The sequence below is a fragment of the Pseudomonas sp. genome (genome assembly GCF_035554175.1).
Taxonomy (GTDB): domain Bacteria; phylum Pseudomonadota; class Gammaproteobacteria; order Pseudomonadales; family Pseudomonadaceae; genus Aquipseudomonas.
In genome coordinates this window covers 61,077-85,648 of the sequence record NZ_DATMIV010000053.1, presented here as the reverse complement: position 1 = coordinate 85,648, position 24,572 = coordinate 61,077, and the positions used below count along the sequence as shown (strand labels likewise).

The window sequence follows — 24,572 nt, the reverse complement described above, 5'->3', positions numbered from 1 at the left end:
ACCAAAAAGGCTTTGCCCCGGCGTACGGCCCGCTCGCTGGGGCTCGGGGTACCTTCGTTACGGGACCGATCCGGGCGCAGCGGCTCCGGTTGGCTTCGCTGCACCTACACTCGCTGTGTACGACTGCGTCGTACGGTCGCTACGCTCCCACGCCCGGATCAATCCCTCCGCTCAGCCTTCCGACGTCGCCGGTGGATCAAGATCAAAATCAAAAGCACTCGAGCTTGCGCTCATTGTGGAGTGGGGCGGCTTCGCCGCGGGCAGCTGCGCTGCTTTGCGTTTCTGTGCGAGCCTGCTCGCGAAGGCGGCCCGCTAGTCAACAAATTACTATCGAATTCACGCGATCCAACGGTAGGAGCTGCCGAAGGCTGCGATCTTTTGATCTTGCTTTTGCTTTTCTGTGGGGCTGGTTTGCCAGCGAAAGCGGCCTGACAGCCGACCTGTTTCTCACTGGTGCACGCATTCCAACTGTGGGAGCGAGCTTGCTCGCGAAAGCGGTTTATCTGACACCTCGAATGTTGAATGTGCCGAAACCTTCGCGAGCAGGCTCGCTCCCACGGGGTCAGCTGTGTGTCGGGGATTGGTGGATTTCGTAATTATCCAGCACCCGGTTCACCGCCAGTTCCGCCAGCATGATCACCTGCTGGATGGCCAATATCGTGTGCCGCTGGGGGCTGTCGACGCAGGCGGCGATGTCGCTGCTCATGATGCTGGCCGAGGCGAGGGATTCGCAGGCGTGAGCCAGCAGGCTTTCATTGTCCTGGTCGGGGGCGACCTGGAACATGGTGCTGGGTCTGTGGCTTTGCTGCACGGTGGCGGGCGGTTTGAGGTAGTGGTTCAGCGCACGCTCGGCGGCGTCATGGAGTTTTTTGGAATCGGGGGATTGGTAGGGTGAGGTGCTTGCGGATTCGGGGGATTGGGTGTGGGTTTGAACATGGTGAAACTCCATTCTGGAAGTGGAGTTCGCCACTGACTGCGACCAAGCAATCGGGTGGCGAACCGTACGCGGGTTGGTCGACCAGGGAATGGAAAGCCGGCAGGGCCAAAGCCCTCCCACGCACAGCTCGCCATTAAGCAAGCTTGAAAATGTGCGCCATTCTAAACCCGGACGACCAAGTCCGGTCGCTGATTCGTCAGCAACCACCAGATCCTAGCCAGCGCACTTCCGACGGACAACCTGCAAAACCTGTCGGAAAGTTCCTTGTAAACGCGTCCATGTAGGAGCTGCCGTAGGCTGCGATCCGTTGATTTTTAAACAGCAAGATCAAAAGATCGCAGCCTCGTTGCACTCGTCAGCTCCTACACGAAGTCAGCGGTGTTTAAAGTCAGGTCGCAACGCGGACGCCTGCCAGGCTCCCGGTCAGTTCATACGCGACCAATTCCGCCTGATGCGCTGCCAGTATCTCCGGCAACGATCCGCGCAAGTACTCCACCCAGGTTTTGATCTTCGCATCCAGGTATTGCCGCGACGGGTAGATCGCGTACAGGTTGAGTTCCTGCGAGCGGTAGTTCGGCATCACGCGCACCAGGGTGCCGTTGCGCAGGCCTTCGATGGCGGCGTAGACCGGCAGGACACCGACGCCCATGCCGCTGGTGATCGCGGTTTTCATGGCGTCGGCGGAGTTCACCAGAAAAGGTGAGCTGTTGATGGTGACCATTTCCTGACCGTCCGGGCCGTCGAAGGTCCATTTCTCCAGCGGGATCACCGGGCTGACCAGGCGCAGGCAGGCGTGGTTGAGCAGGTCGCTGGGTTTCTGCGCGGCGCCGTTGGCTTTCACGTAGGCCGGCGAGGCGCAGACGATGCTGTAGGTGATCCCCAGGCGCTGCGAGACGAAACCGGAATCGGGCAGTTCACTGGCCAGCACAATAGACACGTCGTAACCCTCGTCGAGCAGATCCGGCACGCGGTTGGCCAGGGTCAGGTCGAAGGTCACGTCGGGGTGAGTCTTGCGGTAGCGGGCGATGGCGTCGATGACGAAGTGCTGACCGATGCCGGTCATGGTGTGCACTTTCAGCTGCCCGGCCGGGCGCGCATGGGCGTCGCTGGCTTCCGCTTCGGCTTCTTCAACGTAGGCGAGGATCTGCTCGCAGCGCAGTAGATAGCGTTTGCCGGCCTCGGTCAGGGCGATACGCCGGGTCGTGCGATTGAGCAGGCGGGTTTGCAGGTGGGCTTCCAGGTTGGAGACCGCGCGCGAGACGTTGGCCGTGGTGGTGTCGAGTTGCACGGCGGCGGCGGTGAAGCTGCCTGCTTCGGCAACACAACTGAAGGCGCGCATGTTTTGCAAAGTGTCCATGGGGTGCTCTCAAGGGAGATGGCAAATTGTGACACGAAGTTTCAAGGGCTGAGACCCCCGACCAAGGGATTATCTCGTTAACCGTAACAAAGATTCACAGAAATCCCAGCTTATCGTCGCAAAGGCAGCTCCATAGAATTGCGCCGGTCCCTGTAGGAGCTGCCGAAGGCTGCGATCTGTTGATTTTGTTTTAAGGGAAGCAAGATCAAAAGATCGCAGCCTTCGGCAGCTCCTAAAGGGACCCCGACCCGCCTTATCCTCTTCTCAGGAATTCGCAGCTGTGCCGCGTCGCATCAACAGAGCGCTTTTGCCGCTCAGTGTTCTGGCTTTTACCCTGGCTCTCGGCGGCTGCATCTCAACCCAAGGCATTGCCCCTCACGGCGAGGCGCTGCAGGTCAATTCACTGGCCACCGACGCCGCCATCGCCGAGGCCGCCAGAGACGCCCACTGGCCCTCTGCACAATGGTGGAAGGCATTTGGCGATACCCAACTCGATCGCTGGATCGACCTCGCCGTGCAAGGCAGCCCGAGCATGGCCATGGCCGCCGCACGCGTGCGTCAGGCCAAAGCCATGGCCGGTGTCACCGAAGCGGCCGAGTCGTTGCAGATCAATGGCGAGTCGACGCTCAAGCGCCACAACTGGCCGACCGATCAGTTCTACGGCCCTGGCGATCTGGCCAACACCACCACTTGGGACAACAACGCTGCGCTGGGTTTCAGCTACGCCCTGGACCTCTGGGGCCGCGAGCGCAATGCCAGTGAACGCGCGGTGGATCTGGCGCATGTGAGTGTCGCCGAAGCGCGACTGGCGCAGCTGGAGTTGCAGAGCAATATCGTCCGTGCCTACATCGAGCTGTCGCTGCATTACGCCCAGCGCGACATCGTCGCGGCAACGCTCAGGCAGCAAGAGCAGATTCTCGAACTGGCGCAGAAACGCCTGAATGGTGGCATCGGCACGCACTTTGAAGTCAGTCAGGCACAAACGCCCCTCCCGGAAACCCACAGGCAACTCGACGCGCTCGACGAAGAAATCGCCCTGAGCCGCAACCAGATCGCCGCGCTTGCCGGCAAAGGGCCGGGCGCTGGTGCGCAGTTGCAACGCCCGACACTATCGCTCGACGCGCCGTTGAAGTTGCCCTCGGCCTTGCCCGCCGATCTGCTCGGGCAGCGTCCGGACGTGGTCGCCAGTCGCTGGCAAGTGGCGGCGCAGGCACGCGGAATCGATGTGGCCCACGGCGGTTTCTACCCCAACGTCGATCTGGTCGGCAGCCTCGGCTACATGGCCACCGGCGGCGGTGCGCTGGAGTTTTTGACCGGCAGGAAACTCAACTACAACGTCGGCCCGGCGATCTCGTTGCCGATCTTCGACGGCGGCCGACTGCGTAGCGAATTGGGCGAAGCGTCGGCCGGTTATGACATTGCCGTGGCGCATTACAACCAGACGCTGATCAATGCGCTGAAGAACATTTCCGATCAGTTGATCCGCCGCGAATCGATGGACAAGCAACAAGCGTTCGCCAGCGAATCCGTAGCGGCGGCACAGAAGACTTACGACATCGCGATGATCGCCTATCAACGCGGACTCACCGATTACCTCAACGTGCTGAATGCGCAGACCTTGCTGTTCAGGCAGCAGCAGGTGCAGCAACAGGTCCAGGCGGCGCGGCTGAGTGCGCATGCCGATCTGGTGGCGGCGCTGGGTGGCGGCCTCGGCGCCGGCAATGACGTGCCGACTTCTGAGCAGACCCAAGCCCCGAAAACCCCGGCGCTGTTGAAGTGAACCCATAACCAATGTGGGAGCGAGCTTGCTCGCGAAGAAGGTGTGTCAGCCAGCGAACAGGTTGACTGACACACCGCATTCGCGAGCAAGCTCGCTCCCACAGGATTGCTGTCCGACCCGACCTTTTGAGCAGAATTCATGACCTCCTTGCCCGCCCCACTGCGCTGGCTCCACTCCCTGGAATGGCGTCGCGGCTTCTTCGACTGGGCACGCAGTGACGGCGTGACCTGGGTGTATATCTTCAAGGTGTTGCTCGCTGCGTTCCTCACGCTGTGGCTGGCGATGCGTCTGGAGTTGCCGCAGCCGCGAACCGCGATGATCACCGTGTTCATCGTCATGCAGCCGCAGAGCGGCCAGGTGTTTGCCAAGAGTTTCTATCGCTTGCTCGGCACCCTGGCCGGGTCGGCGATGATGGTCACGCTGATCGCCTTGTTCGCGCAGAACACCGAGCTGTTTCTCGGCTCGCTGGCGATCTGGGTGGGTCTCTGCTCGGCCGGTGCCGCGCGTAGCCGCAACTTTCGCGCCTACGGTTTCGTCCTCGCCGGTTACACCGCAGCGATGGTGGGTTTACCGGCACTGGCGCACCCGGACGGTGCTTTCATGGCGGCGGTGTGGCGGGTGCTGGAGATCTCGCTGGGAATTCTCTGCTCGACGCTGATCAGCGCCGCGATCCTGCCGCAGACCGCCAGCGCGGCGATGCGCAACGCCTTGTATCAGCGCTTCGGCGTATTTGCCTTGTTCGTGACTGATGGCTTGCGCGGACGCAGCAAAACCGAGGCGTTCGAAGCCAGCAACGTGCGCTTCATCGCTGAAGCGGTGGGCCTGGAAGGGCTGCGCAGCGTCACCGTGTTCGAAGACCCGCACATGCGTCGGCGCAACGGTCGCTTGAGCCGCTTGAACAGCGAGTTCATGGGCATCACCACGCGCTTCAACGCCTTGCATCAGTTGCTTGAGCGCCTGCGCGGCAACGGCGAAGAACACGTCGTGGCAGCGATCAGACCGGGTCTGCAGGATCTCGCCGAAGTGCTGGACGGCTTCAGCGGCCGCGCCCTGACCAGCCCCGATGCCGACCGTTTGGCCACGGCGCTCTCGACCTACAAGGAAGGCTTACCGGCACGTGTTCGAACCCTGCGCGGGATCTTCCAGGAAACTGATCCGAGCGATGTCGAACAGCTGGATTTCCACACCGCGTACGAATTGCTCTATCGCTTCGTCGACGACCTGCACAGTTATGCCCAGACCCACGCCTCGCTGACCGATCACCGTCACGAACGCGAGCGCTGGGACGAGCCCTTCACCCCGCAAACCAACTGGTGGGCGGCGGCCGCTTCGGGGATTCGAGCCTCGTTCATTCTGATCGTGCTGGGCAGCTATTGGGTCGCCACCGCATGGCCAAGCGGGGCGACGATGACCCTGATTGCCGCCGCCACCGTGGGCCTTTCCGCGGCCACACCGAACCCGAAACGCATGGCCTTTCAAATGGCCTGCGGGACTTTTCTTGGCGCGTTGATCGGCTTCGTCGAGATGTTTTTCATCTACCCGTGGATCGACGGTTTTCCGTTGTTGTGCGTGATGCTCGCACCGGTGATCGTGCTCGGTTCGTTCCTTGCCTCTCGACCGCAATTCGCCGGTGTCGGATTGGGCCTGCTGATTTTTTTCAGCACCGGTTCAGTGCCGGACAACCTGACGATCTATAACCCCTACGCCTTCATCAACGACTACATCGCCATGGTCATGGGCATGCTCGTGTGTGCTGCCGCGGGGGCGATTATTCTGCCGCCGAACAGTCGCTGGTTATGGCAGCGTCTGGAGCAGGACCTGCGCGGGCAAGTGGTCTACGCAATCAGTGCCAGGCTCAAAGGTCTGGCCTCGAGTTTCGAAAGCCGCACCCGCGATCTGCTGCATCAAGCGTACGGTCTCGCCACAGGGCAGCCGAAGGTGCAGAAGAATCTGCTGCGCTGGATGTTCGTGGTGCTCGAAGTCGGCCACGCGATCATCGAGTTGCGCAAGGAACAGGCGATCCTGCCGGTGCATCCGGCGTATGCCGAATCGCAGCCGTGGCGCCAGGCAATCCGTGTGATGGGCCGGGCGCTGGTGCGACTGTTTCTGCAGCCCAACGCGAGCAATCTGGAGCGCGCACTGGTCGCGGTCGATCACGCCATCAGCCGCGTCGCCGCCACCGATGAACCGTTTGCGCCGCATTTCGACACCTCCGCGTTGCGGCGGGTGAAAAGCTATCTGCACTTCATCCGCACCTCGCTGCTCGACCCGCAATCACCACTCGCCCAATTCGCTCCAGCCAGGCCCGAAGGACTTGCCCATGCCTCGTGAAATCGCCTTCCACGGCGTGTACATGCCGACCATGACCCTGATGTTCTTCATTGCTGCGGGGTTGGCCTGGGCGCTGGATCGCTTCCTCTCGGGCTTTGATTTGTACCGCTTTTTCTGGCATCCGGCGCTGCTGCGTCTGAGCCTGTTTACCTGTCTGTTCGGCGCCATGGCGCTGACTGTCTACCGTTGAGAACATCCTGATGAAAAAGTTTTTCAGCCTGCTCGCGACCTTGCTGGTGCTGGCCCTGGCATTGTGGATCGGCCGTACTTTGTGGGAGCACTACATGAACACGCCGTGGACTCGCGATGGTCGCGTGCGTGCCGACATCATCAACGTCGCCGCCGACGTCACGGGCGAAGTGGTCGAGGTGCCAGTGCGTGACAATCAGTTGGTGAAGAAGGGCGATCTGCTGATGCGCATCGACCCCGAGCACTACCGCATCGCGGTCAAGCAGGCGCAGTCGCTGGTCGCTTCGCGCAGGTCGACCTGGGAAATGCGCAAGGTCAATGCCCATCGCCGCGCCGACCTCGACAACCTGGTGATCTCCAAAGAGAACCGCGACGACGCCAGCAACATCGCCGACGCGGCACTGGCCGATTACCAGCAAGCCCAGGCGCAACTGGAAGCCGCCGAGCTCAACCTCAAACGCACCGAAGTGCGCGCAGCGGTGGACGGCTACGTGACCAACCTCAATGTGCATCGCGGCGACTACGCGCGCATCGGGGAGGCGAAGATGGCCGTGGTCGACATGAACTCATTCTGGGTCTATGGCTTCTTTGAAGAGACCAAGCTGCCGCATGTGCGCGTTGGAGACACGGCTGATATGCAATTGATGAGCGGCGAAGTGCTCAAGGGCCATGTGGAAAGTATTTCCCGTGGCATCTACGACCGCGACAACCCGGAAAGCCGCGAGCTGATCGCCGATGTCAACCCGACGTTCAACTGGGTGCGCCTGGCCCAGCGGGTGCCGGTGCGCATTCATATTGATGAAGTGCCGGAGGGGGTGTTGCTGGCGGCGGGGATTACTTGCACGGTGGTGGTGAGCCCGACCGCGGCGAACCTCTGACAGACCGCGTCGTCCCCTTCGCGAGCAGGCTCGCTCCCACAGGGATCTTCGGTGTGACGCAGAACCAGTGTGGGAGCGAGCCTGCTCGCGAAGGGCGCGACTCGGTCTTACAGTTTTGCGCGCAGGCCGAAGCGCTTCATCAACGTTGATTCCAGCAACCCTTTCGGCAACAACGCAGCCAGCAACGGCAACGCCCGGCTGCCATTGCCAATGCGAATCAGCCGGGGCGGCTTGCTTTGTTGCACAGCCTTCAACAACTGGACGGCAAACTCGCGGGCCGGCGTCGGTTTGTCCTGCGACGCTCTGGCCCGTGCACGAATGCCTTCGCGCAACGGAAACCACGGCGACTGGTCGTTGATCAACTGCTCGGCCTGATGCCCGGCGTTCTTCGCGAAGCTCGACTCGATGGCGCCGGGCTGGGCTTCCATTACGCGGATGCCGAACGGTGCCAGTTCCATGCGCAGAGCATCGCTCACGGCATGCACCGCCGCTTTCGAAGCGCAGTAGGCACCGGCGAATGGCGTGACCAGTACGCCTGAAACACTGCCGATGTTGACCACCAGTCCCTTGGCCCGGCGCAGCGCCGGGAACAGTGCGCGAGTGACGCCGACTATCGAAAACACATTGGTTTCAAACTGGCGCTGCATGGCGGGTACGCCGCCGTCCAGGAGCGGTCCCATCGCACCGTACCCGGCGTTGTTGATCAGCACGTCGAGGCCTGCGTGTTGCTGGTTGAGGCGCTCGCCGAGTTGCTGCAGCGCGTTGACATCGTTGACATCCAGCTCGATCGCGGTGAAACCGGCGGCACTGAGTGCGGCCACATCTTCCACCTTGCGTGCGCTGGCCCATACTTCGTAGCCGGCCGCTTTGAACGCATCGGCGAGGGCGCGGCCGATGCCGCTGGAACAACCGGTAATCAACGCAACGGGCATGGCGCATTCCTTGTGCAAGAAAAAAGAGGGGAGGGCATCAGTCGGAGAAACTACCCTGCAAATGCTCGGCGCGAAACTCCAGGGTTTGCGGGCGATAGCCGGGCCTTAGCGGTGGCAGTGGCAAGCAGTCTTCCCATGTCGCGCCGGCCTGCAGTTCGCCGGGGCCGCGATAGCGTGGCGCGGTGTATTGATTGTCGGCCAGGTTGACCGTATCGCCCGGCGCATAGGCTGCAATGCGCCAACGCAGTTCGGTCAGCGGCACAGCGTTGCCGTTGTTCATTTTCAAATGCAGCGGACGGTCGGCCGGGCATTGCTCGGGCGCGTAGGCAATGCGCAACTCCAAGCGCGCCAGTTGCTTGATCTCGCGGTTGTCGAGCCAGAGCACCCACATCGCCACAAATCCCAAGCCGATCGCAGCGGCCACCGACACCGGCAGGGCCTTGGCCGGGTAGCGCACGAGCAGGATCAGCCACGTGATGACCAGCAAAACGCCAATGAACATGCGTGAACGCTCCATGGGTGAATGTGCCCCATCCTACCGAAGGCGTCGCCCAATGGATATTCGTGGCGCCGATACACCGTTGGTCGGGACTGTAATTTCTGACAGTGGCCATCCGGCCTTTCTCTTGCTCAGATGAACAGAAACACACACGGACGTTGACTGACCATGAGCATCCACTGCAAAACGCCAACGCTTGCGGTGAACGATCCGCGCGGCCTGGCCATTCGCACAGTCAATTACTGGCGGGCTGATGCTCGGGCAGCTGAGCCGCGCATCGAGCGAACTCTTCGCGACGCTGACGGGCGTGCGGTCAAACACTGGGATGCTCGACTCTGGACGCTGCAAGCGACTGATCCGCAGACGCCTGCCAGTCTCACGAGTGTCCATGCCCTGAACGATATCCTGCTGCGCTCGGACAGCACCGATGCGGGAATTCAAGTCCAGCTGCCGGGGTTGGCTGGCGAGAGGCTGTTCGACTGGGATGACCGGGGCACATGTCGCGAGCTTGAGTACGATGACTTGCTGCGGCCGGTCGCCGTGTTCGAAGAGGGCAGCGATGTGCCTCGCCGGTGTGCCGAGCGTTTTGCCTATGGCCGCCCCGACGCAGGCGACCCGCTGCGCAATCAGCTGGGCCAGTTGATCCGTCATGACGATCCGGCCGGCAGCGTCCTGTTGGAGCAGTTCGCAATCACCGGGCAGTGCAACCAGAATACCCGGCACTTCACGCTGGAGCCGGTTGCCCCGGATTGGCCGAAAGCCCGTGTTGATCGGCACAAACTGCTCGAACCGGGCGCTGGCGCAACCACGCAATGGCGCTATGCCCCGCTGGGAGCCGTGCTCGAACAGCTCGACGCCGGTGGCCATCAGCAGGCGTTCGCACTGACCCTGGATGGCCGGTTACGCGGGGTTGATCTGCGGATCAGGCTTCAGACGGAGTGCCACCCCGTAGTCAGCGATATTCGCTACAACGCCGAAGGGCAGATCACCCAGGAACTGGCGGGCAACGGTGTGTTGACAACGTTGAGCTACTGTCGCGAAGACGGTCGACTGGTCACTCGGCATGCCCGGGATCGGCTGGGTACTGTTTTGCAACATCTGCTGTATGACTACGACCGGATGGGCAATGTACTGAGTATCGAAGACAAGGCATTACCCGTACGCTGGTTCGCCAATCAACGCATCGATCCGATCAGTCGTTTCACCTACGACAGCTGTTATCAGTTGAGGAGCGCAACCGGCTGGGAGGCGGGCACTGCGAGCCAAGGGCCAGCGTCCATCGATCGTGTCGATCCGGCGGCGGTGACCAACTACAGCCAGACCTACCGCTACGACGAATCCGGCAATCTGCTTGAATTGACCCATGTGGGCGCGCGCAATGGCCGCAGGCTGAAAGCCGCTCGGTTCAGCAATCGCTGTCTGCCCTACTTCGATGACGTACCGCCCACTGAAGAGGCAATCGCGGCGGCATTCGATCCCAGAGGCAACTTGCGGGCGCTGAAGGGGGGACGGGCACTGATGTGGAATCTGCGAAATCAACTGCAGTCGGTGGCTCCCGTGGTGCGGGTTGATGGGGGCAATGACGTTGAGCAGTACTGTTACGACGGCGCCGGCCTGCGTGTGCGCAAGACTTGCTCAATGCAGACAAACAGCCGTGGCCTGGTTAACGACGTGCACTATTTGCCAAGGCTGGAACTGCGCAGCTACACCGGCACCGCAGAACAGTTGCAAGTGATCATCGCCGATGGCGGGCTCAACAGTGTGCGCGTGCTGCATTGGGAGAGTGCACCGCCCAGCGGTTCCAATGACCAGTACCGATACACCCTCTGCGATCATTTGGAATCGACCAGTCTGGAACTGGGCGAGGATGCCCGGATCATCAGTCAGGAAACATTTCTCCCGTTCGGTGAAACGGCGTGGAGCAAGGACACTGAAGTCAGTTACAAAACCATTCGTTATTCGGGCAAGGAACGGGATGCGACAGGGCTGTACTACTACGGTTATCGCTGTTACCTGCCCGACTTGCAGAGATGGCTTAACCCGGATCCGGCGGGTGCCATCGACGGTCTTAATCTGTACCGGATGGTTCGCAACAATCCGATGACTTATCTGGATGCGGACGGGGCTGAAACCCGAAAGAAACAGGCCAACGGTTTATGGACGCCTGTGCTCGCGGTAGGCGCGGATCGGGACATTCCGGGTGCTGTTCCTGTTGATGCAGGGAAGCCGCACAACAGCGTGCCGTTCACCGCTAAAGCAACCGATATTCGCGCGGCGTTGACGGTACCCCAGTTCAGTCAACAGACGATCAATACTGACTTGTTCATGCCTCAAAAGACTGGGTATTCCAGGGAGATCACGTCGCAACTCGCGAACAGGCAGGGTGGCGGCAGCTTCATATTCTCCATGCTGCGAGTGAGTTACAGCGGCTCTGTACGCGGTGAGTTCAATGCGATCAAGGTTGTCGATATTCCTGGCGGGGAAATACCTGACCAATCCAGCTCCGTGTCAGGTTACTGGGCGGCTCAGGGTGGTTATGTCGACATACCGATGCATCCCAAGGGTACAGAGCCCGAATACGTTTTCACGCCCGGGTTCAGTGGTTGCTCGCTGACCGTCGATCAGCTGAATGACAACGTTCTGAGGGTCAGGCATGTCGAGGGTAATAAAGAGGCAGATCAATACAATCGGTTGCCGTCAGCCGAACATGGAATGGGTATGAGTGTGGCCATGGAATTCGTGGATTACGGCTTCGATGACGAAGGTGGCAAGGTTGTAAATCAATTGACCGGTTTCGCTTTCATGAAGTACGAACACAAGACCAAGACTTGGGATATCCACTATCAGAGCAATCAGGGGGCGGCAACGATCGGGGTTTATTCCAAAGAGCGAAAACTGTTCGGAGGATCGAAATCCTTTGCCAGTGTGATGGAGAAACCGAAGGTTCGAAGGACGATGAGCAAGCGAGCGGTTACCGTCTCCGCACGTCCACACGGTTAATAACTGTCCGCATTGCTGCGGACAGGGTACGCAACGGGGGTGGCGAGGTGCCTGAGGAATCATTCCGGCCAATACTGACCTGACAACATTCGTTCAGTTGAAAAAAAGCCCCCGCCCGGCCCGCTGCGGATAGGGGACGCAACGGGCCGGACGAGGGCTTCTTGTTTCAGCGAGCGATCACTGCGCGATGGTTTTCACCGACACGCCGCGTTCGATCGGGGTGGAGCGCCCGTAGATATCTTCGAAGCGCTCGATATCGTCCTCACCCAGATACGAACCGGATTGCACTTCGATGATTTCCAGCGGGATCTTGCCCGGGTTGCGCAGGCGATGCACCGAGGCGATCGGGATGTAGGTCGACTGGTTTTCGGTGAGCAGGAACACGTTCTCGTCGCAGGTCACTTCGGCGGTGCCGCTGACCACGATCCAGTGCTCGGCGCGGTGGTGGTGCATCTGCAGCGACAGGCACGCGCCCGGCTTGACCGAGATGTGCTTGACCTGGAAACGCCCGCCCATGTCCACCGAGTCGTACGAGCCCCACGGACGATAGACTTCGCAGTGGTTCTGGGTTTCGCTGCGACCCTGGGCATTGAGGGTGTTGACCATCTGCTTGACGCCCTGGACCTTGTCCTTGTGAGCAATCATCATCGCGTCCTTGGTTTCGACCACGACGATGTTTTCCAGACCGATCACCGACACCAGTTTGCCGTTGCCGTGGATCATGCAGTTCTTGCTGTCCTGGATCACCACATCGCCTTTGCTGACGTTGCCGTTGGCGTCTTTTTCGTTGACTTCCCACAGCGACGACCAGCAACCGACATCGCTCCAGCCTGCAGTCAGCGGCACTACGCAGGCGCGCTGGGTTTTTTCCATCACCGAGTAGTCGATGGAGTTGTCCGGGCAGCAGGCGAAAGTGGCTTCGTCCAGAGTCACGGTGTCGGCATCCTGCTGGCTGCGCTCGAGGGTCAGCAGGCAGGTGTCGTAGATGTCCGGATCATGCTTTTTCAGCTCTTCGAGGAAGCGGCTGGCGCGGAACAGGAACATGCCGCTGTTCCAGTAGTAACCGCCGGACTCGACGTATTCGGTAGCGCGCTGGACGTCAGGTTTTTCGACGAAATGCGAGACGCGGCTGACGCCTTCGGGCAGCAGCGAGTCAGCGGTGGATTTGATATAGCCGTAACCGGTTTCCGGTTTGGTCGCCGGTACACCGAACAGCACCATTTCGCCGTTTTCCGCAGCGACAGTGGCCAGGGCCAGTGCGCGTTGCAGGGCTTTCTGGTCTTCCAGCACGTGGTCGGCCGGCAGTACCAGCATCAGTTCGTCACGGCCTTCGTTGACCAGCATCATCGCGGTCAGGGCCACCGCCGGCGAAGTGTTGCGGCCGAACGGTTCCATCAGGATGCGCTGGCATTCCAGATTGCGCGCGGCCAGTTGCTCGTTGACGATGAAGCGATGTTCCTTGTTGCAGACCACGATCGGCGTGTCCATGCCTTCGAACACCAGGCGCTCGAGGGTTTGCTGGAACAGCGTGTGTTCGCCGGTCAGGGCGAGGAATTGCTTGGGGAACTGCTTGCGCGAAAGAGGCCACAGACGCGAACCGCTACCACCTGACAAGATCACCGGAATCATAGTTTTTACTCCATAAAATCAATTTGGTTAGAGCAACGAACGTTGTGTCGTTTCACTCTTGTTTTTGTCTCGTGTGCGAAGACGCCGCATCCCCTGTAGGAGCTGCCGAAGGCTGCGATCTGTTGATCTTGATCTTCAGAATCAAAAGATCGCAGCCTCGTTTCACTCGACAGCTCCTACAGGGATCAGCGTCTCTGCGGAAAATGGATTAGCGAGTCGACACCGGGCGTTTCACCCAGACTGGCGACAGGTTGCTGCCGTTGCCGGTGACGTACAGCACCGCTGCCTCACCACGCTCCAGCGCGACCGGTTTGACGTCGCCGACTTTCTTGTCGCCTTCGTACAGTGCCAGGCTGACTTTCACCGGGTTGATTTCACGTTCGCCACGACCCTTGGCCGCGACGTTCGGCACCACGTCGGTCTTGCCGTCGGCGGTTTTCAGGGTCAGCGATTTGTCGCTGAGGTTCTGCACGCGCACCAGGGATTTCTGCTTGTTCTTGAACGGTGGTTCTTCGATGAGTTGCGGCGCGCCGGAAGCGTTGTTGACCAGGGTGTAGTAGTGATCACCGGCCAGTTTCACCGGCAGGGTCTGGCTGCCGACTTTGGCGCTGTAGTCGCCGCCCGGCATGAAGCTGAAGTCGCTGCTGGCCAGTGGCGCAATGTCGCTCAGGCTGGTGCTGCCGACCGTGGCGCTGACTTCAGCGTTGCTGGCGTTGTAGACACGCACAAAGGTCGAGCCTTTCGGTGCGGTCGGGCCGTACAGCGCGGCGTCGCCGCCGGCGAAGGCCGGGACGGAAAGGACGCTGAGGCCAGCAACCAGTGCGAAGCTTTTAGCGAGACGACGAGGAGTTGTAGTGAAAGTCATGGTGTTACCTCTCTTTCAGTTTTGCGCCCGATCGGGCGTCTCGGATTTAGTGTTGATGGCTACGTTTTGTTGGCGGGCGCCGGCTTGTTTGAGCTCTGCGACCCACTGCGGGTCGGCGTCGCCGATTTCGTTGTTCACAGGCAGATATCGTTCAGGAAACTCCCAGATCAGCACCTGTGGCGGGCTGTTCTTGAAGTCGTCGCTTTTCAGGTAGCTGAGCATTGGCAGAATCGGGCCGTGGCCGTCTTCGGCGTAGTTGACGACGTCGCTGTGCAGGGCTTGCTTGAGCGCACCGACGAAGTTCCAGTTGGGGTTGGCGCTGTAGCTGGTGCCGATCAGCGCGACCGGCACTTCGCTGTTGGCGAACAGGGCGTCGTCACCGGCAGGTTGCTCGGCGGCCACGGTGTTGCGTTTGAGCAGTGGTTCAGGTGCCGGCATCATGTTTTCGAACAGCGGATCCAGCGGCAGGAACAGACGCAGATCGCCCTTGTGCGTGACCTTCTCCGCAGGCGTGGTGACGAAGCGCTGTGGCTCGCCGCTCAGCGGGAATTTCTCGGCAATGGTTTTCGCCAGGGTGTTGGCCGCGATCTCGGCGCCTTCCGGAGTCCAGTGGGTGTCGGTGCGCAGGAACACTTGCTGACCGTTCTGCTTGGCCTGTTGCAGCGGGCCGAGCAGGTCAGGGGCGAGGATCTTGTCGGCGGCGACACGGGCGTGGAAATCCTGGTAAAGGTTCTGGTGAATGCTCGAAGGCTTCACCTCATCCAGATGCTCCGGGTACAGACGCACCTTGGCCGGCACGATCGCCATCACCAGTTTCACGCCTTTCTCTTTCAGGGTCTGGCGCACGCCTTCGACCAGCGCGTAGTTGCCTTGCAGGTTCTGCTCTTCGTTGACGATCGGGTTGAATTCCTCATCGCTGTACAACCACTGGTCGCGGCCGAGCACGACGCCCGGACGACCTTCGTTGAACAGTTTGAAATCCAGCGCGGCCCAGAGATTGGTACCCAGACGCTTGATCGGGAATTGATCGTCGTAATGGGTTTCCACAGCCTTGGTCCAGCGGCCGTTGAGCACCGTCGCGTCGGCGTTGGTGCTGAAGCCGAAGAAGCTGCGAACCGACCACAGACCCAGGACCAACAGCGTCACCAGGAACAGGGCGATGTAGAAGATGCGTAATGAGCGGGTCATGTCAGATCCCTCAGAACTGGAAGTAAAGGAACGGCGAGAAGCTTTGCGCCGAGAGTTTGAGAATCGAGGCGATGAACAGCAGCAGAATCAGCCCGCGCATCACGTAGCGCGACCAGTCTGCGGTCCAGTAGGCCGGTTGCACCTGGGCTTCGACGCCAACGGTGTAGCCAGGTTCATGGATGCTCGCCGGATTTTCACCAGGCGCCGCCTTGATCATTCCTGGGGTCGCGGTGGCAGGGCCATCGGCCTCGACGTTGACTTCAGGTTTGGTCTTGGCTGGCGGCTGATTGGTGTACAGATCACGCAGGCCGAAGAACGCCAGGGTCACGTAGGCCACCACCAGAGTTGCCACTTGCAGACCGGTGAGGCTGGCCTGATTGAGTTCCGACAGCGACCAGTCACCGAAGCTGAACATTGCGCCGTACATACGCCCGGCGACGTGCAGGTTCTCGGCCCGGAAGATCACCCAGCCCATCACCACCAGCAGGAAGGTCAGTGCCCAGCGGATCGGGTTGAGGCTGCGCGGCGAGGTGTTCAGGCCGAGCATCTTCTCGATCGCCAGCCACATGCCGTGCCAGGCGCCCCAGACGATGTAGGTGATGTTCGCGCCGTGCCACAGACCACCCAGAAGCATGGTCAGGAACAGGTTGCGATAGGTCATCAGCGTGCCTTTACGGTTGCCGCCGAGGGTGATGTACAGGTAGTCACGCAGCCAGGTCGACAGGCTGATGTGCCAGCGACGCCAGAACTCGGTGATCGATTGGCTGATGTACGGCTGCTTGAAGTTTTCCATGAAGCGGAAACCCATCATCAAGCCCAGGCCGATGGCCATGTCGCTGTAGCCGGAGAAGTCGAAATACAACTGCGCGGTATACGCCAGCGCGCCGAGCCAGGCATCGCCGGTGGTCGGGTTCTGCAGGGCGAAGCAGTGGTCGGCAACGACGGCGAGGGTGTCGGCGATAAAGACCTTTTTGATGAAACCCTGCATGAACCGCGTGCAGCCCTCGGAGAACTTGTCGAGGGTGTGGGTGCGATTGTTGAACTGATCGGCGAGGTCGCGGAAACGCAGAACCGGGCCGGCAATCAGGTGCGGGAAGATCGCCACGAACGCTGCAAAGTCGATCAGGTTGCGCGTCGCCGGAGTGTCGCCACGGTACACGTCGATGATGTAGCTGATCGATTCGAAGATGTAGAACGAAATGCCGATCGGCAGCAGCACGTGAGTCAGGATGAACGGCTCGAGACCGAACGAGGTCATGATCGCGTTGATGCTGTCCACGCCGAAGTTGGCGTACTTGAAGTAGCCGAGGATGCACAGGTCGACAGCCACGCCGAGCAGCAGCCAGCGCTGCGCCGGTTTGGTGCGAACGCCGGCGGCACCGACTTTCAGGCCGATCCAGTAGTTCCACAGCGTGACCGCTGCGAACAGCGCAAGGAAGTCCACCCGCCACCAGGCGTAGAACACGTAGCTGGCGATCAGCAGCAGCAGGTTGCGATAGCGTTGCCCGCTCAAGTAATACAAGCCGAGAAAGATCGGCAAGAACAGAAACAGGAACACGTTGGATGAAAATACCATCCCGATCTCTCCATGTTTGAATCAACAGTCAAGGGCCAAAGCCCCCCCAAACCCCCCACGAAAAACCGGAGGGCCAACTCACAAATCTCACACCTGACACCGATCCCTGGAGGAGCTGCCGAAGGCTGCGATCTGTCGATCTTGATCTTCAAAAACCAGATCAAAAGATCGCAGCCTTCGGCAGCTCCTACAGGGTTTCGCGCTCGTTCTTACGAACCCTTGTTACCCTTTTCATGCGACGGGTCGTAGACCTTGGTCAGATCCCCGCCGAGGCGGAAGGTCTTGAACGGTTGCATGTCGCGCTTCTTCTCAATCACATCAGGAGCGCAGGTGTAGAGCGTGCAGAACGGTTCGAGCCAGGCGAATTTCATGTCCTCTTTAAGGTCGGTCATGTCCTGCTCTTTGCCGTTCTTCTTCTCGAATTCGTCCGGGTCTTTGACCCCCGACAACACCCGGTCAGCCAGGCGCTTGAGCGCGCCGTTGTTTTCCTGACGCAGATCCACACCGTTGACCTGGGCGAAACTGGCGATCATCGCCAGCGGCGGCAGGGCATAGTTGTGATAGGCGAGGGCGCGTTGCTGGCGCTTGAGTTCGTTGGGCAGGAAGCCGTCGGCGTCGACTTGATTGACGCCGACCTTGTATTCCTTCACCGCCCAGTCGAACAGGTCGCGGCGGTTGGTGGCGACGGCGGTGGCCATTACCGACCAGGCAGCCCAGTACGAGTGGTTGTTGGTTTTTTCCAGTGGCAGGTTGTCCCAGTCGCTGACCACCTGATCGGCCATCTTGCTGAACCAGGCCTCGATCAACTGCGCTTGCTGCTGGTGTTGGGCCAGTGGATGCGAGTCGGAAAACTTCAGGCGAATGTACGACGAGGCCATGCTGCCCAGCGCCCATTTGCGCATCGACTTGCCGGTATGGTTGAAGTCTTTCGACATCAGCGCATCGGCCTTGGCCCACGCGGTCAGCCAGTTGAGCGTGCATTCGAGCTGCTCCGGGCGACCGTCGCGCATGAACTGCATGACGCGCTTGGCGGTGCCGCGCTCCAGCGTGGTGATGTCCTTGGTGGTGTCGCGAAAGGCTTTTTCCGATTGCACGTTCAGCGTCGCGCGGGCCTTGTCCGATCCTTCGTACTTGCTGCGAAATTGCAGCGGGCCGGTGTACGGCGCCGGCATCGCATCGCAGCCTTCACTCTTGTCGCCCGTCTTGAATTTATCCACCGGCGCAAAGTAGCCCTGCGGTGGACGCAGTGGCGCGGCGGCCTGGGTGGCGCCAGCGAACATCGCCAGGCTCAGGAGCGTCGGTGCCAACAGATTTTTCAATTTCGGATTTCGCATAGCAGACCTCATTGCCCGAGTTGCGCGGTCTGTTGACCAGCGCCCGGGAATACGTTGCGTTTGCAGATTTTCGCTTCGACTTTTTGTGGCGCGGCGCCAGGTCCGGCTTCAGGGCCCTGGACCTCAACGGCCAGCAGGTTTTGCGAGGCCCAGTCTTCGTCCGTGCGCAGTTCAAAGGCGAAACGACCGTCGGTGTCGGAGGTTTCCGGTTTCTCGATCTTGATGTCCTCGTGGCGACCGTTCATGTACCAGAGGGTGGCCTGCAGGGTTTTCACCGAGGTGTCGGCGAAGCGGATGTCGACCTGATGGCTGGCGTTCTGCAGGTTCAGGTTCTTGCTGTTGACCAGCAGTTCCTGCTTGCTGCCCGGCTTGAGCGTGGTGCTGGCGGACATTTGCGCGTCTTTGCCTTCGCAACCGTTATCGAGCAGCGCCATCATCTGGCGATAGATGGTTTCCTGATCGAGGCGATACAGCGGCGAGAATTCCCAGATGAGAATCTTCGGCGGGGTTTTCTGGAATTCTTCGCTGCCCAGATACTGCAGCATCGAACCTTCGAAACCGCCGCCGGGGAAGGCCACGTTGAGAATGTCGGCGCCGATGGCTTCTTCGAGGAAACCGGCAAAGTTGTAGTTCTTGCCGCTGTGCGACGTACCGACCAGGGTGATCTGCGGATTGCCGGAATCGCCGAACAGATCGCCGTCGCCTGCCTCGCCTTTCGGTTCGGTGGTGAACTGGTCCATGTACTGGATCGCGTAGCTGGTGCCGCACAGCTGCCCGGCCATGTTGTGCAGGGTTCCGGTCTTGCCCATGCGCCCGGAGCGCTTGGTTTCGAATTCACGCTTGGGAATGTCGGCGAAGGCCGGGATCTGCTTGACCTTCTCGGCGACGATTTTCGCTGTGCGCTGGGCGCCGTATGGCGTCCAGTGCTGGTCGCCACGGAAGTAGAAATCGTGCGCGGGCAGAGTCTCCGGCAGCGATTCGTTGGTCAGCGGCGACAGGTCTGGCACCACGTAGCCCATCTTGGCGAAACGGCCGAGCATGGTCTTGTAGTTGCCCAGCGCTTTCTCGTAATCGAACGCGGCTTTTTCCTGCGGGTTGAGCTTGTTGCGGTTCACCAGGCCACGGGTCGGCTGATAGACGATCACCAGCTCCACGCCTTTGCTCTTGAACGCATCGTGCAACTGTTGCAGGCGTTTGTAGCCGGCCGGCGTGGTGTTGAATTCGGTGCGCAAATCTTCCTGAGTACGGAACAGCCAGTCGCCCTGCGCCTGCACCAGGGTGGTGAAGTTCTGCTGGTAACGCGTGGTGTAGTTCTTCGCGTCATGGGCAGCGGGGCACAGGTTGCAGCACGGCTCGGCGGTGAATTTCGGTGGAGTCGCAGCGGCACCGTCGGCGTCGGCGCGGGCGTTGCCGGCAGCGAGAATGCCGAGGGTCAGGGCCGAGAGGCTGAGCAGTTTGATCATGTGTGGGTGCATAAAAATTATCCTCAGTCCTGCAATTCGGTCTGGCGTTCGACAGGGTCGATCAGCACGGCTTTCTGCTGGCGCACCAGCAGGTCGAGAATTTCATCCTGGCGCTCGCCGAGGATGCCGTTGAAGCTGATACCACTGGATTTGGTCGGCGCCAGCATCGACACGCGATACAGCTCGACACTCAGCGGCGAGTCGATCGACAGCGGGCCGCTGCCGTTGGCCGCCAGTTCACCGCCAACCACGATCAGCGACACCTGGGCATCGAACGGGTCGAGCTTGATGTCCCGGTCGGTGTCGGTCAGGTCCTTGATGTGGCCGTAGATGCCGGTCAGGCCGTTGGTCATGGCAACGTTTTCGTAGAGGCGGATGTTCACGCTGTTACGAATACGAATGCCGTGACGGGTATTGCTGATGACCTTGTTGCCCCACAGCAGGTTGTCGGCGGACTCGTAAAGCGTGATGCCGTCGGTGTGGTTCTTGTAGATCTCGTTGTAGGCAATGATGTTGTTGACGCTGTTACGGTCGATCACCAGGCCCGACAACTTGTTGTCGAAACTCTTGTTGTTGAAGATGAAGCTGTCGTTGACCTCACGGGAAATAATGATCCCGTGCTTCTTCTTCGTGCCGTAGACGGTGTTCTCGGCAATGATCAGACGGTGCGAGCGGTCATGCGGGTCGATGCCGTAGACGATGTTGTCTTTGTAGGTGTTGCCCTTGACCACGAAGTCGCGGGTTTCGTAGCAGTAGAAGCCGTACCACATGTCCGAGAACTCGGAGCCGACGATCCAGCCGGTCGGCTCGGGACGCTTGAGCACCTTGGCCATGTTCGGCGTGTACTGGGAAATACTCACCCCGTACGACTTACTGTTGGCGTAACCGAAACTGGCCATCTTGCTGTTGACGATGTAGGTCTCGGTGCCACCCCAGGCGAGCAGGAACGGACGGAATTCCTTCGGCGAACGGAAGGTTGCCGGGCCGTTGTCCTTCTCGCGCCAGCCAGTGACTTTGGTGTCACGCACAAACAACTGGCCATCGTTGACCAGGAACGAACCGGCCTCTTGCGACAGGCGCAGTTCCTGGGTCTGACCGTCGATTTCGAGGATGCCCTTCTCGCCGACCACGATCGGCAATTTGGCCAGGTACACGCCCGGGGCGGTCTCGCTGAAATACTGCTTGGGCAGTTTTTTCGCCAGATCCTTGAGGTTCATGTAGCCGTCGTCGATGAAGATCGCCTGCGGGATGCCGTGCTGACGCACCACCCATTCAGCCATCTTGTTATCGCCGCCGATGAAGTCCTTCAGAGCGTTTTCCTGCATCATCCGCCGCACGCTGATCTTGCCCGGCTTGCTGCGCACGATCTTCGCGGCAGCGGCTTCGGCGGTGAAGCCGGAGAGGTCGGGCAGTTTCGGCTTGGCCAGTTGCAGCGCCTCGGTCGGCGCGCTGCTGACGGTGTAGGTCTTGGCCTGTTGCAGTTCCTTGGCCACGGTCGCAGGTTTCGCCGGTTCAACATTGGCGAAGGCGCCGGCGCTGGCCAGCAGCATCGCGCCGGCCAGCAGGCTGAGTGAGCCTGTTCTGGTGCTGATCATGTCGGGCACTCCCTTGGCGGTTTGCATCAGAAGCGCCAGATCACGTCAATGAATGCGCGGTGCATGTAAGAATCAACCTGGCTGCCGTAGGCATCGCCCGGTTTGAACACACCGCCACGGAAACGCACCAGTGCCGAAGGCTCGTCGATCGACTGACTCAACGCCGCCGGCAACAGACCTTGCTTGAAGTACTTGGTGACCACCAGGTCCATCTCCTGACCCAGATCCTTATTGCCATCTTCAAGCGGCAAGGAGGTGCTGGAGAGGATCGCGCCGGTGACGTCGTCGGTGTTGTTCTCCACGGCATTGATGCCGTTACTGCCGACCGGCTTGTTGCCGTCGACACGCCAGAACTTGTGGTAGATCAGGCTGGCGTCGTACTCGTCGTTGACCATCCACGAACCGAACAGGGTAGCGGTCTGCATGTTGTTCATTTCGCCACGGAACGCTTCGCCGAAACGGTGCACGCGCGAACGGGTGCCGGTGTAGTTGGAGCGGTTGCTCTCCAGACCGTTCTGTTCGTAATCGGCACTGGCGCGGGCGTAGGCACCGCCGACTTGCCATTGCGGATCGAGGCGCAGACGCACGCCGATATCGGCAGCCCAGCCACTGATGTCGTCGCTGCGCTTGGCTTGTGTCGGACGCGTGCCATCGGCGTTCAGCGCGTTGACCGTGTCGCGGTCGCCGCTCATGCCGGTGATGCTGCCCCAGTAGTTGACGGTGTTGGTGTTGCGCCAGTTGTAGGCGTCGCTGTCGGCGGTCAGGCCGATCCAGCTGATGTCGCCGTTCTGGGTCTTGTCCAGCGAATCGCGCGGGACGCCCGGCTCGGCGTAATCGAGTTTGCCGTCATCGTGAGCGTGGTGACCGCGAATACCGACCCACTGCCCCGGTGTCCACTGGTAGGCGGCATCGGCGTAGGCGTGCAGGCGATCCTTGTCTTTGGGCGCCAGCTCTTTGAGGTCGGTGCGGTACTCGCTGAAGCGCTCGGCGACACCGGCGTTGGCCCGCAGCAAGGTGGTGTCGAAGGTCCAGTTCAACGCTTCGATGTTGGTGTCGCGCCATTGGCCGTCATCATTGCGCAGACGCTGGCGACCGAACTTGAGGATCTCGCCAGGGTAGGGCGTGAAGCCGCTGTAGCCGACCCAGAATTCGCGCATCGCCAGGTAGTTTTTCTTGGTTTCGCGATCGCCGCTGTCGGTGGTCTGTGCACCGTCGGACTGCTGCAGGGTGTCGGTCTCGATGATGTCGGTCGAGGTCACTGCCTGACCCATGGCGTAGGCGCTCCACGCACCGCTTTCACCGTAGATCCACGGACGCAGGTCAAGGCCGACGCCGTTGACGTCGCCGCCACCGGCGGTGCCGAGGTCGCGGTCGTCTTCGGACTGGCCGGTGAGTTTCACTTCCAGGCCGAAGTTCTTGCTTTCAGTCATCGCAGCCAGTGTCGGGCAAGACCAGATCAGCGCGAAGGTGAGGCCAATACCGGCCTTCACGAATGGGTTCAACTTCATAATTTTTCCTCGCCGTCTTCTTCTTGCAGGGCGTGCAGTTGCAGCGTGTTCGAGTTCAGGGCGCCACGGCTGGCCTGTTCCTGTTGCAACAGGCGGCGGGCTTCGGGCAGGCGCTCGGGCGGCAATTGCGCCTCGAGGGTCGCTGCCAGTTCATCGGCTTGCGGGGTGTTTTGCGCCTTGGCCAGCTGGCTGAATACGTAGGCATTCAGCGGGTCGGGCTTGGTGCCCTTGCCTTGGGAAAACAGCTGGGCGATGGCGAAGTCGGCACTGTTCTGGCCGTTGCGCGCAGCGGTCAGCAGGTGGTCGAGGGCCTTCTGCGGATAGACCTTGCCCAGGTAGCCACGGCGATAGATCTGCCCGAGGTAGTAATCGGCGGCGACTTCGCGGCCAACGGCTTTCTGGAAATGCTCCTCGGCAACTTTCGCGTCGGCCGGAACCAGTTTGCCTTCGTAGTAAACCTTGCCCAGCAGCAGCTCGGCGCGCGGCTGGTCGGCGGCGCGGCCGTTGTCCAGGTACTTCATCATCTGATCGACGTCGCCCAGTTCAGGGAAGTCGTAAAGCAGTTGGGCGAGGGTGACCCACGACGCCGGATAGCCCGGAGCGATCGGCTCGAGCAGCGCCTGCGCGGTTTTTTCGTCGGTCTTGCCCAGGGTCGAATCGGCCAGCACGCGGGCCACCGAGTCGACGCGCTGGGCGGTGACGGTGCCACGGCTGTAACCGGCCTGCATCTGCTTGATCAGCTCGGCCTGTTGGTCCGCCTGGCCACGTTTCTGGTAAACGGTAGCCAGTTCGACGTAGCAGATGTCAGTGGTGTTGAGCGCGGCCTTGCAGATTTTCTCCACGTCATCCAGATGCTGGTCGTAAGTGCCCTGGGTGCGATACAGCAGCACCTGCGCCAGACCGGCTTCCGGGTAACCCGACTTGCGCCACTGATCGATCTGCTGCTGAGCGTTGATATTCGGGAAGCTGTGCGGGTATTGCAGGTAGAGCATCGCCAGCGGGATCAACGTATTGCCTTCGCCATTGGCGGCGGCTTTTTTCAGCAGGGTTTCGGCTTCATGATGCTCGGCTTCGGTGGAGCCCGGCTTGGCCACCAGCAGGCGACCGAGACGTGCCTGGGCACGCGGCGAAACGCTGGCCGCTGCGCGGTAAGTCGCCTCGGCCTGTTTCATCTGCGCCGGGTCGCGGCTGTCGACCTGGATATCGGCCAGGCCGACTTGCGCCTCGCTGTAACCCAGATCGGCCAGTTGCTGGTAATTCTGCGCAGCGGTGGCGGTGTCGCCACGCTTGAGCGCTTCGTTGGCCAGACGCTGATCGGGCAGCCCGGCGCAACCGGCCAGACTCACCGCCAATGCCAGGGCACACACTGTTCCCATGTAGGAGTGAGCCTGCTCGCGAAGCAGTCGACTCGGTACTTCAGACAGACCGCGCTGGCCCTTTCGCGAGCAGGCTCGCTCCCACAGGGTCGGCGGTGTGTTCAAGTTATGCGTAGTCACAGGCATGTCCTCGAC

The 24,572-nt window shown here is 60.7% G+C and carries 17 protein-coding genes and 1 pseudogene; 5 read left to right on the top strand and 13 right to left on the bottom strand.

The genetic code is table 11. The features are described from left to right. Positions 1 to 562: 562 nt before the first annotated feature. Positions 563 to 936 (bottom strand): annotated as a pseudogene (locus VNV36_RS24005) (DUF6124 family protein). Positions 937 to 1,325: 389 nt separating this feature from the next. Next, positions 1,326 to 2,294 carry a LysR family transcriptional regulator gene (locus tag VNV36_RS24000; RefSeq protein WP_325721256.1) on the bottom strand — a complete coding sequence of 323 codons (969 nt, stop codon included), beginning with the start codon at positions 2,292 to 2,294 and terminating at the stop codon, positions 1,326 to 1,328. A 280-nt stretch (positions 2,295 to 2,574) separates the two neighbouring features. On the opposite strand from VNV36_RS24000, the gene VNV36_RS23995 reads away from it, so the two are divergent. From VNV36_RS23995 to VNV36_RS23980, 4 genes are all read left to right on the top strand, one after another. Then, positions 2,575 to 4,074 carry an efflux transporter outer membrane subunit gene (locus VNV36_RS23995; protein WP_325721255.1) on the top strand — a complete coding sequence of 500 codons (1,500 nt, stop codon included), beginning with the start codon at positions 2,575 to 2,577 and terminating at the stop codon, positions 4,072 to 4,074. Positions 4,075 to 4,212: 138 nt separating this feature from the next. Beyond that, positions 4,213 to 6,405 (top strand): FUSC family protein, encoded by a 2,193-nt coding sequence (locus VNV36_RS23990; RefSeq protein ID WP_325721254.1) that lies wholly within the window; start codon positions 4,213 to 4,215, stop codon positions 6,403 to 6,405. Further along, positions 6,395 to 6,595, top strand: a complete 201-nt coding sequence (locus tag VNV36_RS23985) for a DUF1656 domain-containing protein (protein WP_039759248.1) — start codon at positions 6,395 to 6,397, stop codon at positions 6,593 to 6,595. The genes VNV36_RS23990 and VNV36_RS23985 overlap by 11 nt, the downstream gene beginning before the upstream one ends. 10 nt (positions 6,596 to 6,605) lie before the next feature. Continuing rightward, on the top strand, positions 6,606 to 7,472 hold the full coding sequence (locus tag VNV36_RS23980; RefSeq protein WP_325721249.1) for an efflux RND transporter periplasmic adaptor subunit: 867 nt from the start codon (positions 6,606 to 6,608) through the stop codon (positions 7,470 to 7,472). Between the two features lie 107 nt (positions 7,473 to 7,579). Here the strand turns inward: VNV36_RS23980 and VNV36_RS23975 are convergent, their stop codons facing one another. Both VNV36_RS23975 and VNV36_RS23970 read right to left on the bottom strand, forming a co-directional pair. After that, positions 7,580 to 8,404, bottom strand: coding sequence for an SDR family oxidoreductase (locus VNV36_RS23975; protein ID WP_325721247.1), 825 nt, complete (start codon positions 8,402 to 8,404; stop codon positions 7,580 to 7,582). 37 nt (positions 8,405 to 8,441) lie between these two features. Further along, a complete protein-coding gene (locus tag VNV36_RS23970; RefSeq protein WP_325721246.1) occupies positions 8,442 to 8,906 on the bottom strand; it encodes a multidrug transporter in 465 nt (154 codons plus the stop codon). Between the two features lie 165 nt (positions 8,907 to 9,071). Here VNV36_RS23970 and VNV36_RS23965 point away from each other — a divergent pair, with 165 nt between their 5' ends. Then, the gene (locus VNV36_RS23965) at positions 9,072 to 11,903 is read left to right on the top strand and encodes an RHS repeat domain-containing protein (protein WP_325721244.1); all 2,832 of its coding nucleotides are present in this window, start codon (positions 9,072 to 9,074) and stop codon (positions 11,901 to 11,903) included. A gap of 177 nt (positions 11,904 to 12,080) precedes the next feature. Here the strand turns inward: VNV36_RS23965 and VNV36_RS23960 are convergent, their stop codons facing one another. The 9 genes from VNV36_RS23960 to algK all read right to left on the bottom strand — a co-directional run bounded on the left by VNV36_RS23960 (position 12,081) and on the right by algK (position 24,563). Continuing rightward, positions 12,081 to 13,532, bottom strand: coding sequence for a mannose-1-phosphate guanylyltransferase/mannose-6-phosphate isomerase (locus tag VNV36_RS23960; RefSeq protein ID WP_325721242.1), 1,452 nt, complete (start codon positions 13,530 to 13,532; stop codon positions 12,081 to 12,083). 208 nt (positions 13,533 to 13,740) lie between these two features. Then, positions 13,741 to 14,397, bottom strand: a complete 657-nt coding sequence (locus VNV36_RS23955) for an alginate O-acetyltransferase AlgF (RefSeq protein WP_325721240.1) — start codon at positions 14,395 to 14,397, stop codon at positions 13,741 to 13,743. 15 nt (positions 14,398 to 14,412) lie between these two features. Next, entirely contained in the window at positions 14,413 to 15,585 is a 1,173-nt protein-coding gene (locus tag VNV36_RS23950) for an alginate O-acetyltransferase (RefSeq protein WP_325721239.1), read from the bottom strand. Positions 15,586 to 15,595: 10 nt separating this feature from the next. Continuing rightward, positions 15,596 to 17,161 carry an MBOAT family O-acyltransferase gene (locus VNV36_RS23945; protein ID WP_325721238.1) on the bottom strand — a complete coding sequence of 522 codons (1,566 nt, stop codon included), beginning with the start codon at positions 17,159 to 17,161 and terminating at the stop codon, positions 15,596 to 15,598. 209 nt (positions 17,162 to 17,370) lie between these two features. Further along, the gene (locus VNV36_RS23940) at positions 17,371 to 18,495 is read right to left on the bottom strand and encodes a mannuronate-specific alginate lyase (protein WP_325721236.1); all 1,125 of its coding nucleotides are present in this window, start codon (positions 18,493 to 18,495) and stop codon (positions 17,371 to 17,373) included. Between the two features lie 8 nt (positions 18,496 to 18,503). Then, positions 18,504 to 19,970: an alginate O-acetyltransferase gene (locus VNV36_RS23935; protein ID WP_325721234.1), complete on the bottom strand. Its 1,467-nt coding sequence runs from the start codon at positions 19,968 to 19,970 to the stop codon at positions 18,504 to 18,506. An 11-nt stretch (positions 19,971 to 19,981) separates the two neighbouring features. Further along, positions 19,982 to 21,553, bottom strand: coding sequence for a mannuronan 5-epimerase AlgG (algG, locus tag VNV36_RS23930; protein WP_325721232.1), 1,572 nt, complete (start codon positions 21,551 to 21,553; stop codon positions 19,982 to 19,984). Between the two features lie 26 nt (positions 21,554 to 21,579). After that, a complete protein-coding gene (locus VNV36_RS23925; RefSeq protein WP_325721230.1) occupies positions 21,580 to 23,061 on the bottom strand; it encodes an alginate export family protein in 1,482 nt (493 codons plus the stop codon). Continuing rightward, positions 23,058 to 24,563 (bottom strand): alginate biosynthesis TPR repeat lipoprotein AlgK, encoded by a 1,506-nt coding sequence (gene algK / locus VNV36_RS23920; protein WP_325721227.1) that lies wholly within the window; start codon positions 24,561 to 24,563, stop codon positions 23,058 to 23,060. The genes VNV36_RS23925 and algK overlap by 4 nt, the downstream gene beginning before the upstream one ends. Positions 24,564 to 24,572: the final 9 nt, after the last annotated feature.

Bases quoted from the DNA above. Each gene is read 5' to 3' on its own strand.
- VNV36_RS24000 (WP_325721256.1), bottom strand. From the start codon at position 2,294: ATGGACACTTTGCAAAACATGCGCGCCTTCAGTTGTGTTGCCGAAGCA.
- VNV36_RS23990 (WP_325721254.1), top strand. From the start codon at position 4,213: ATGACCTCCTTGCCCGCCCCACTGCGCTGGCTCCACTCCCTGGAATGG.
- VNV36_RS23985 (WP_039759248.1), top strand. From the start codon at position 6,395: ATGCCTCGTGAAATCGCCTTCCACGGCGTGTACATGCCGACCATGACC.
- VNV36_RS23980 (WP_325721249.1), top strand. From the start codon at position 6,606: ATGAAAAAGTTTTTCAGCCTGCTCGCGACCTTGCTGGTGCTGGCCCTG.
- VNV36_RS23975 (WP_325721247.1), bottom strand. From the start codon at position 8,404: ATGCCCGTTGCGTTGATTACCGGTTGTTCCAGCGGCATCGGCCGCGCC.
- VNV36_RS23970 (WP_325721246.1), bottom strand. From the start codon at position 8,906: ATGTTCATTGGCGTTTTGCTGGTCATCACGTGGCTGATCCTGCTCGTG.
- VNV36_RS23965 (WP_325721244.1), top strand. From the start codon at position 9,072: ATGAGCATCCACTGCAAAACGCCAACGCTTGCGGTGAACGATCCGCGC.
- VNV36_RS23960 (WP_325721242.1), bottom strand. From the start codon at position 13,532: ATGATTCCGGTGATCTTGTCAGGTGGTAGCGGTTCGCGTCTGTGGCCT.
- VNV36_RS23955 (WP_325721240.1), bottom strand. From the start codon at position 14,397: ATGACTTTCACTACAACTCCTCGTCGTCTCGCTAAAAGCTTCGCACTG.
- VNV36_RS23950 (WP_325721239.1), bottom strand. From the start codon at position 15,585: ATGACCCGCTCATTACGCATCTTCTACATCGCCCTGTTCCTGGTGACG.
- VNV36_RS23945 (WP_325721238.1), bottom strand. From the start codon at position 17,161: ATGGTATTTTCATCCAACGTGTTCCTGTTTCTGTTCTTGCCGATCTTT.
- VNV36_RS23940 (WP_325721236.1), bottom strand. From the start codon at position 18,495: ATGCGAAATCCGAAATTGAAAAATCTGTTGGCACCGACGCTCCTGAGC.
- VNV36_RS23935 (WP_325721234.1), bottom strand. From the start codon at position 19,970: ATGCACCCACACATGATCAAACTGCTCAGCCTCTCGGCCCTGACCCTC.
- algG (WP_325721232.1), bottom strand. From the start codon at position 21,553: ATGATCAGCACCAGAACAGGCTCACTCAGCCTGCTGGCCGGCGCGATG.
- VNV36_RS23925 (WP_325721230.1), bottom strand. From the start codon at position 23,061: ATGAAGTTGAACCCATTCGTGAAGGCCGGTATTGGCCTCACCTTCGCG.
- algK (WP_325721227.1), bottom strand. From the start codon at position 24,563: ATGCCTGTGACTACGCATAACTTGAACACACCGCCGACCCTGTGGGAG.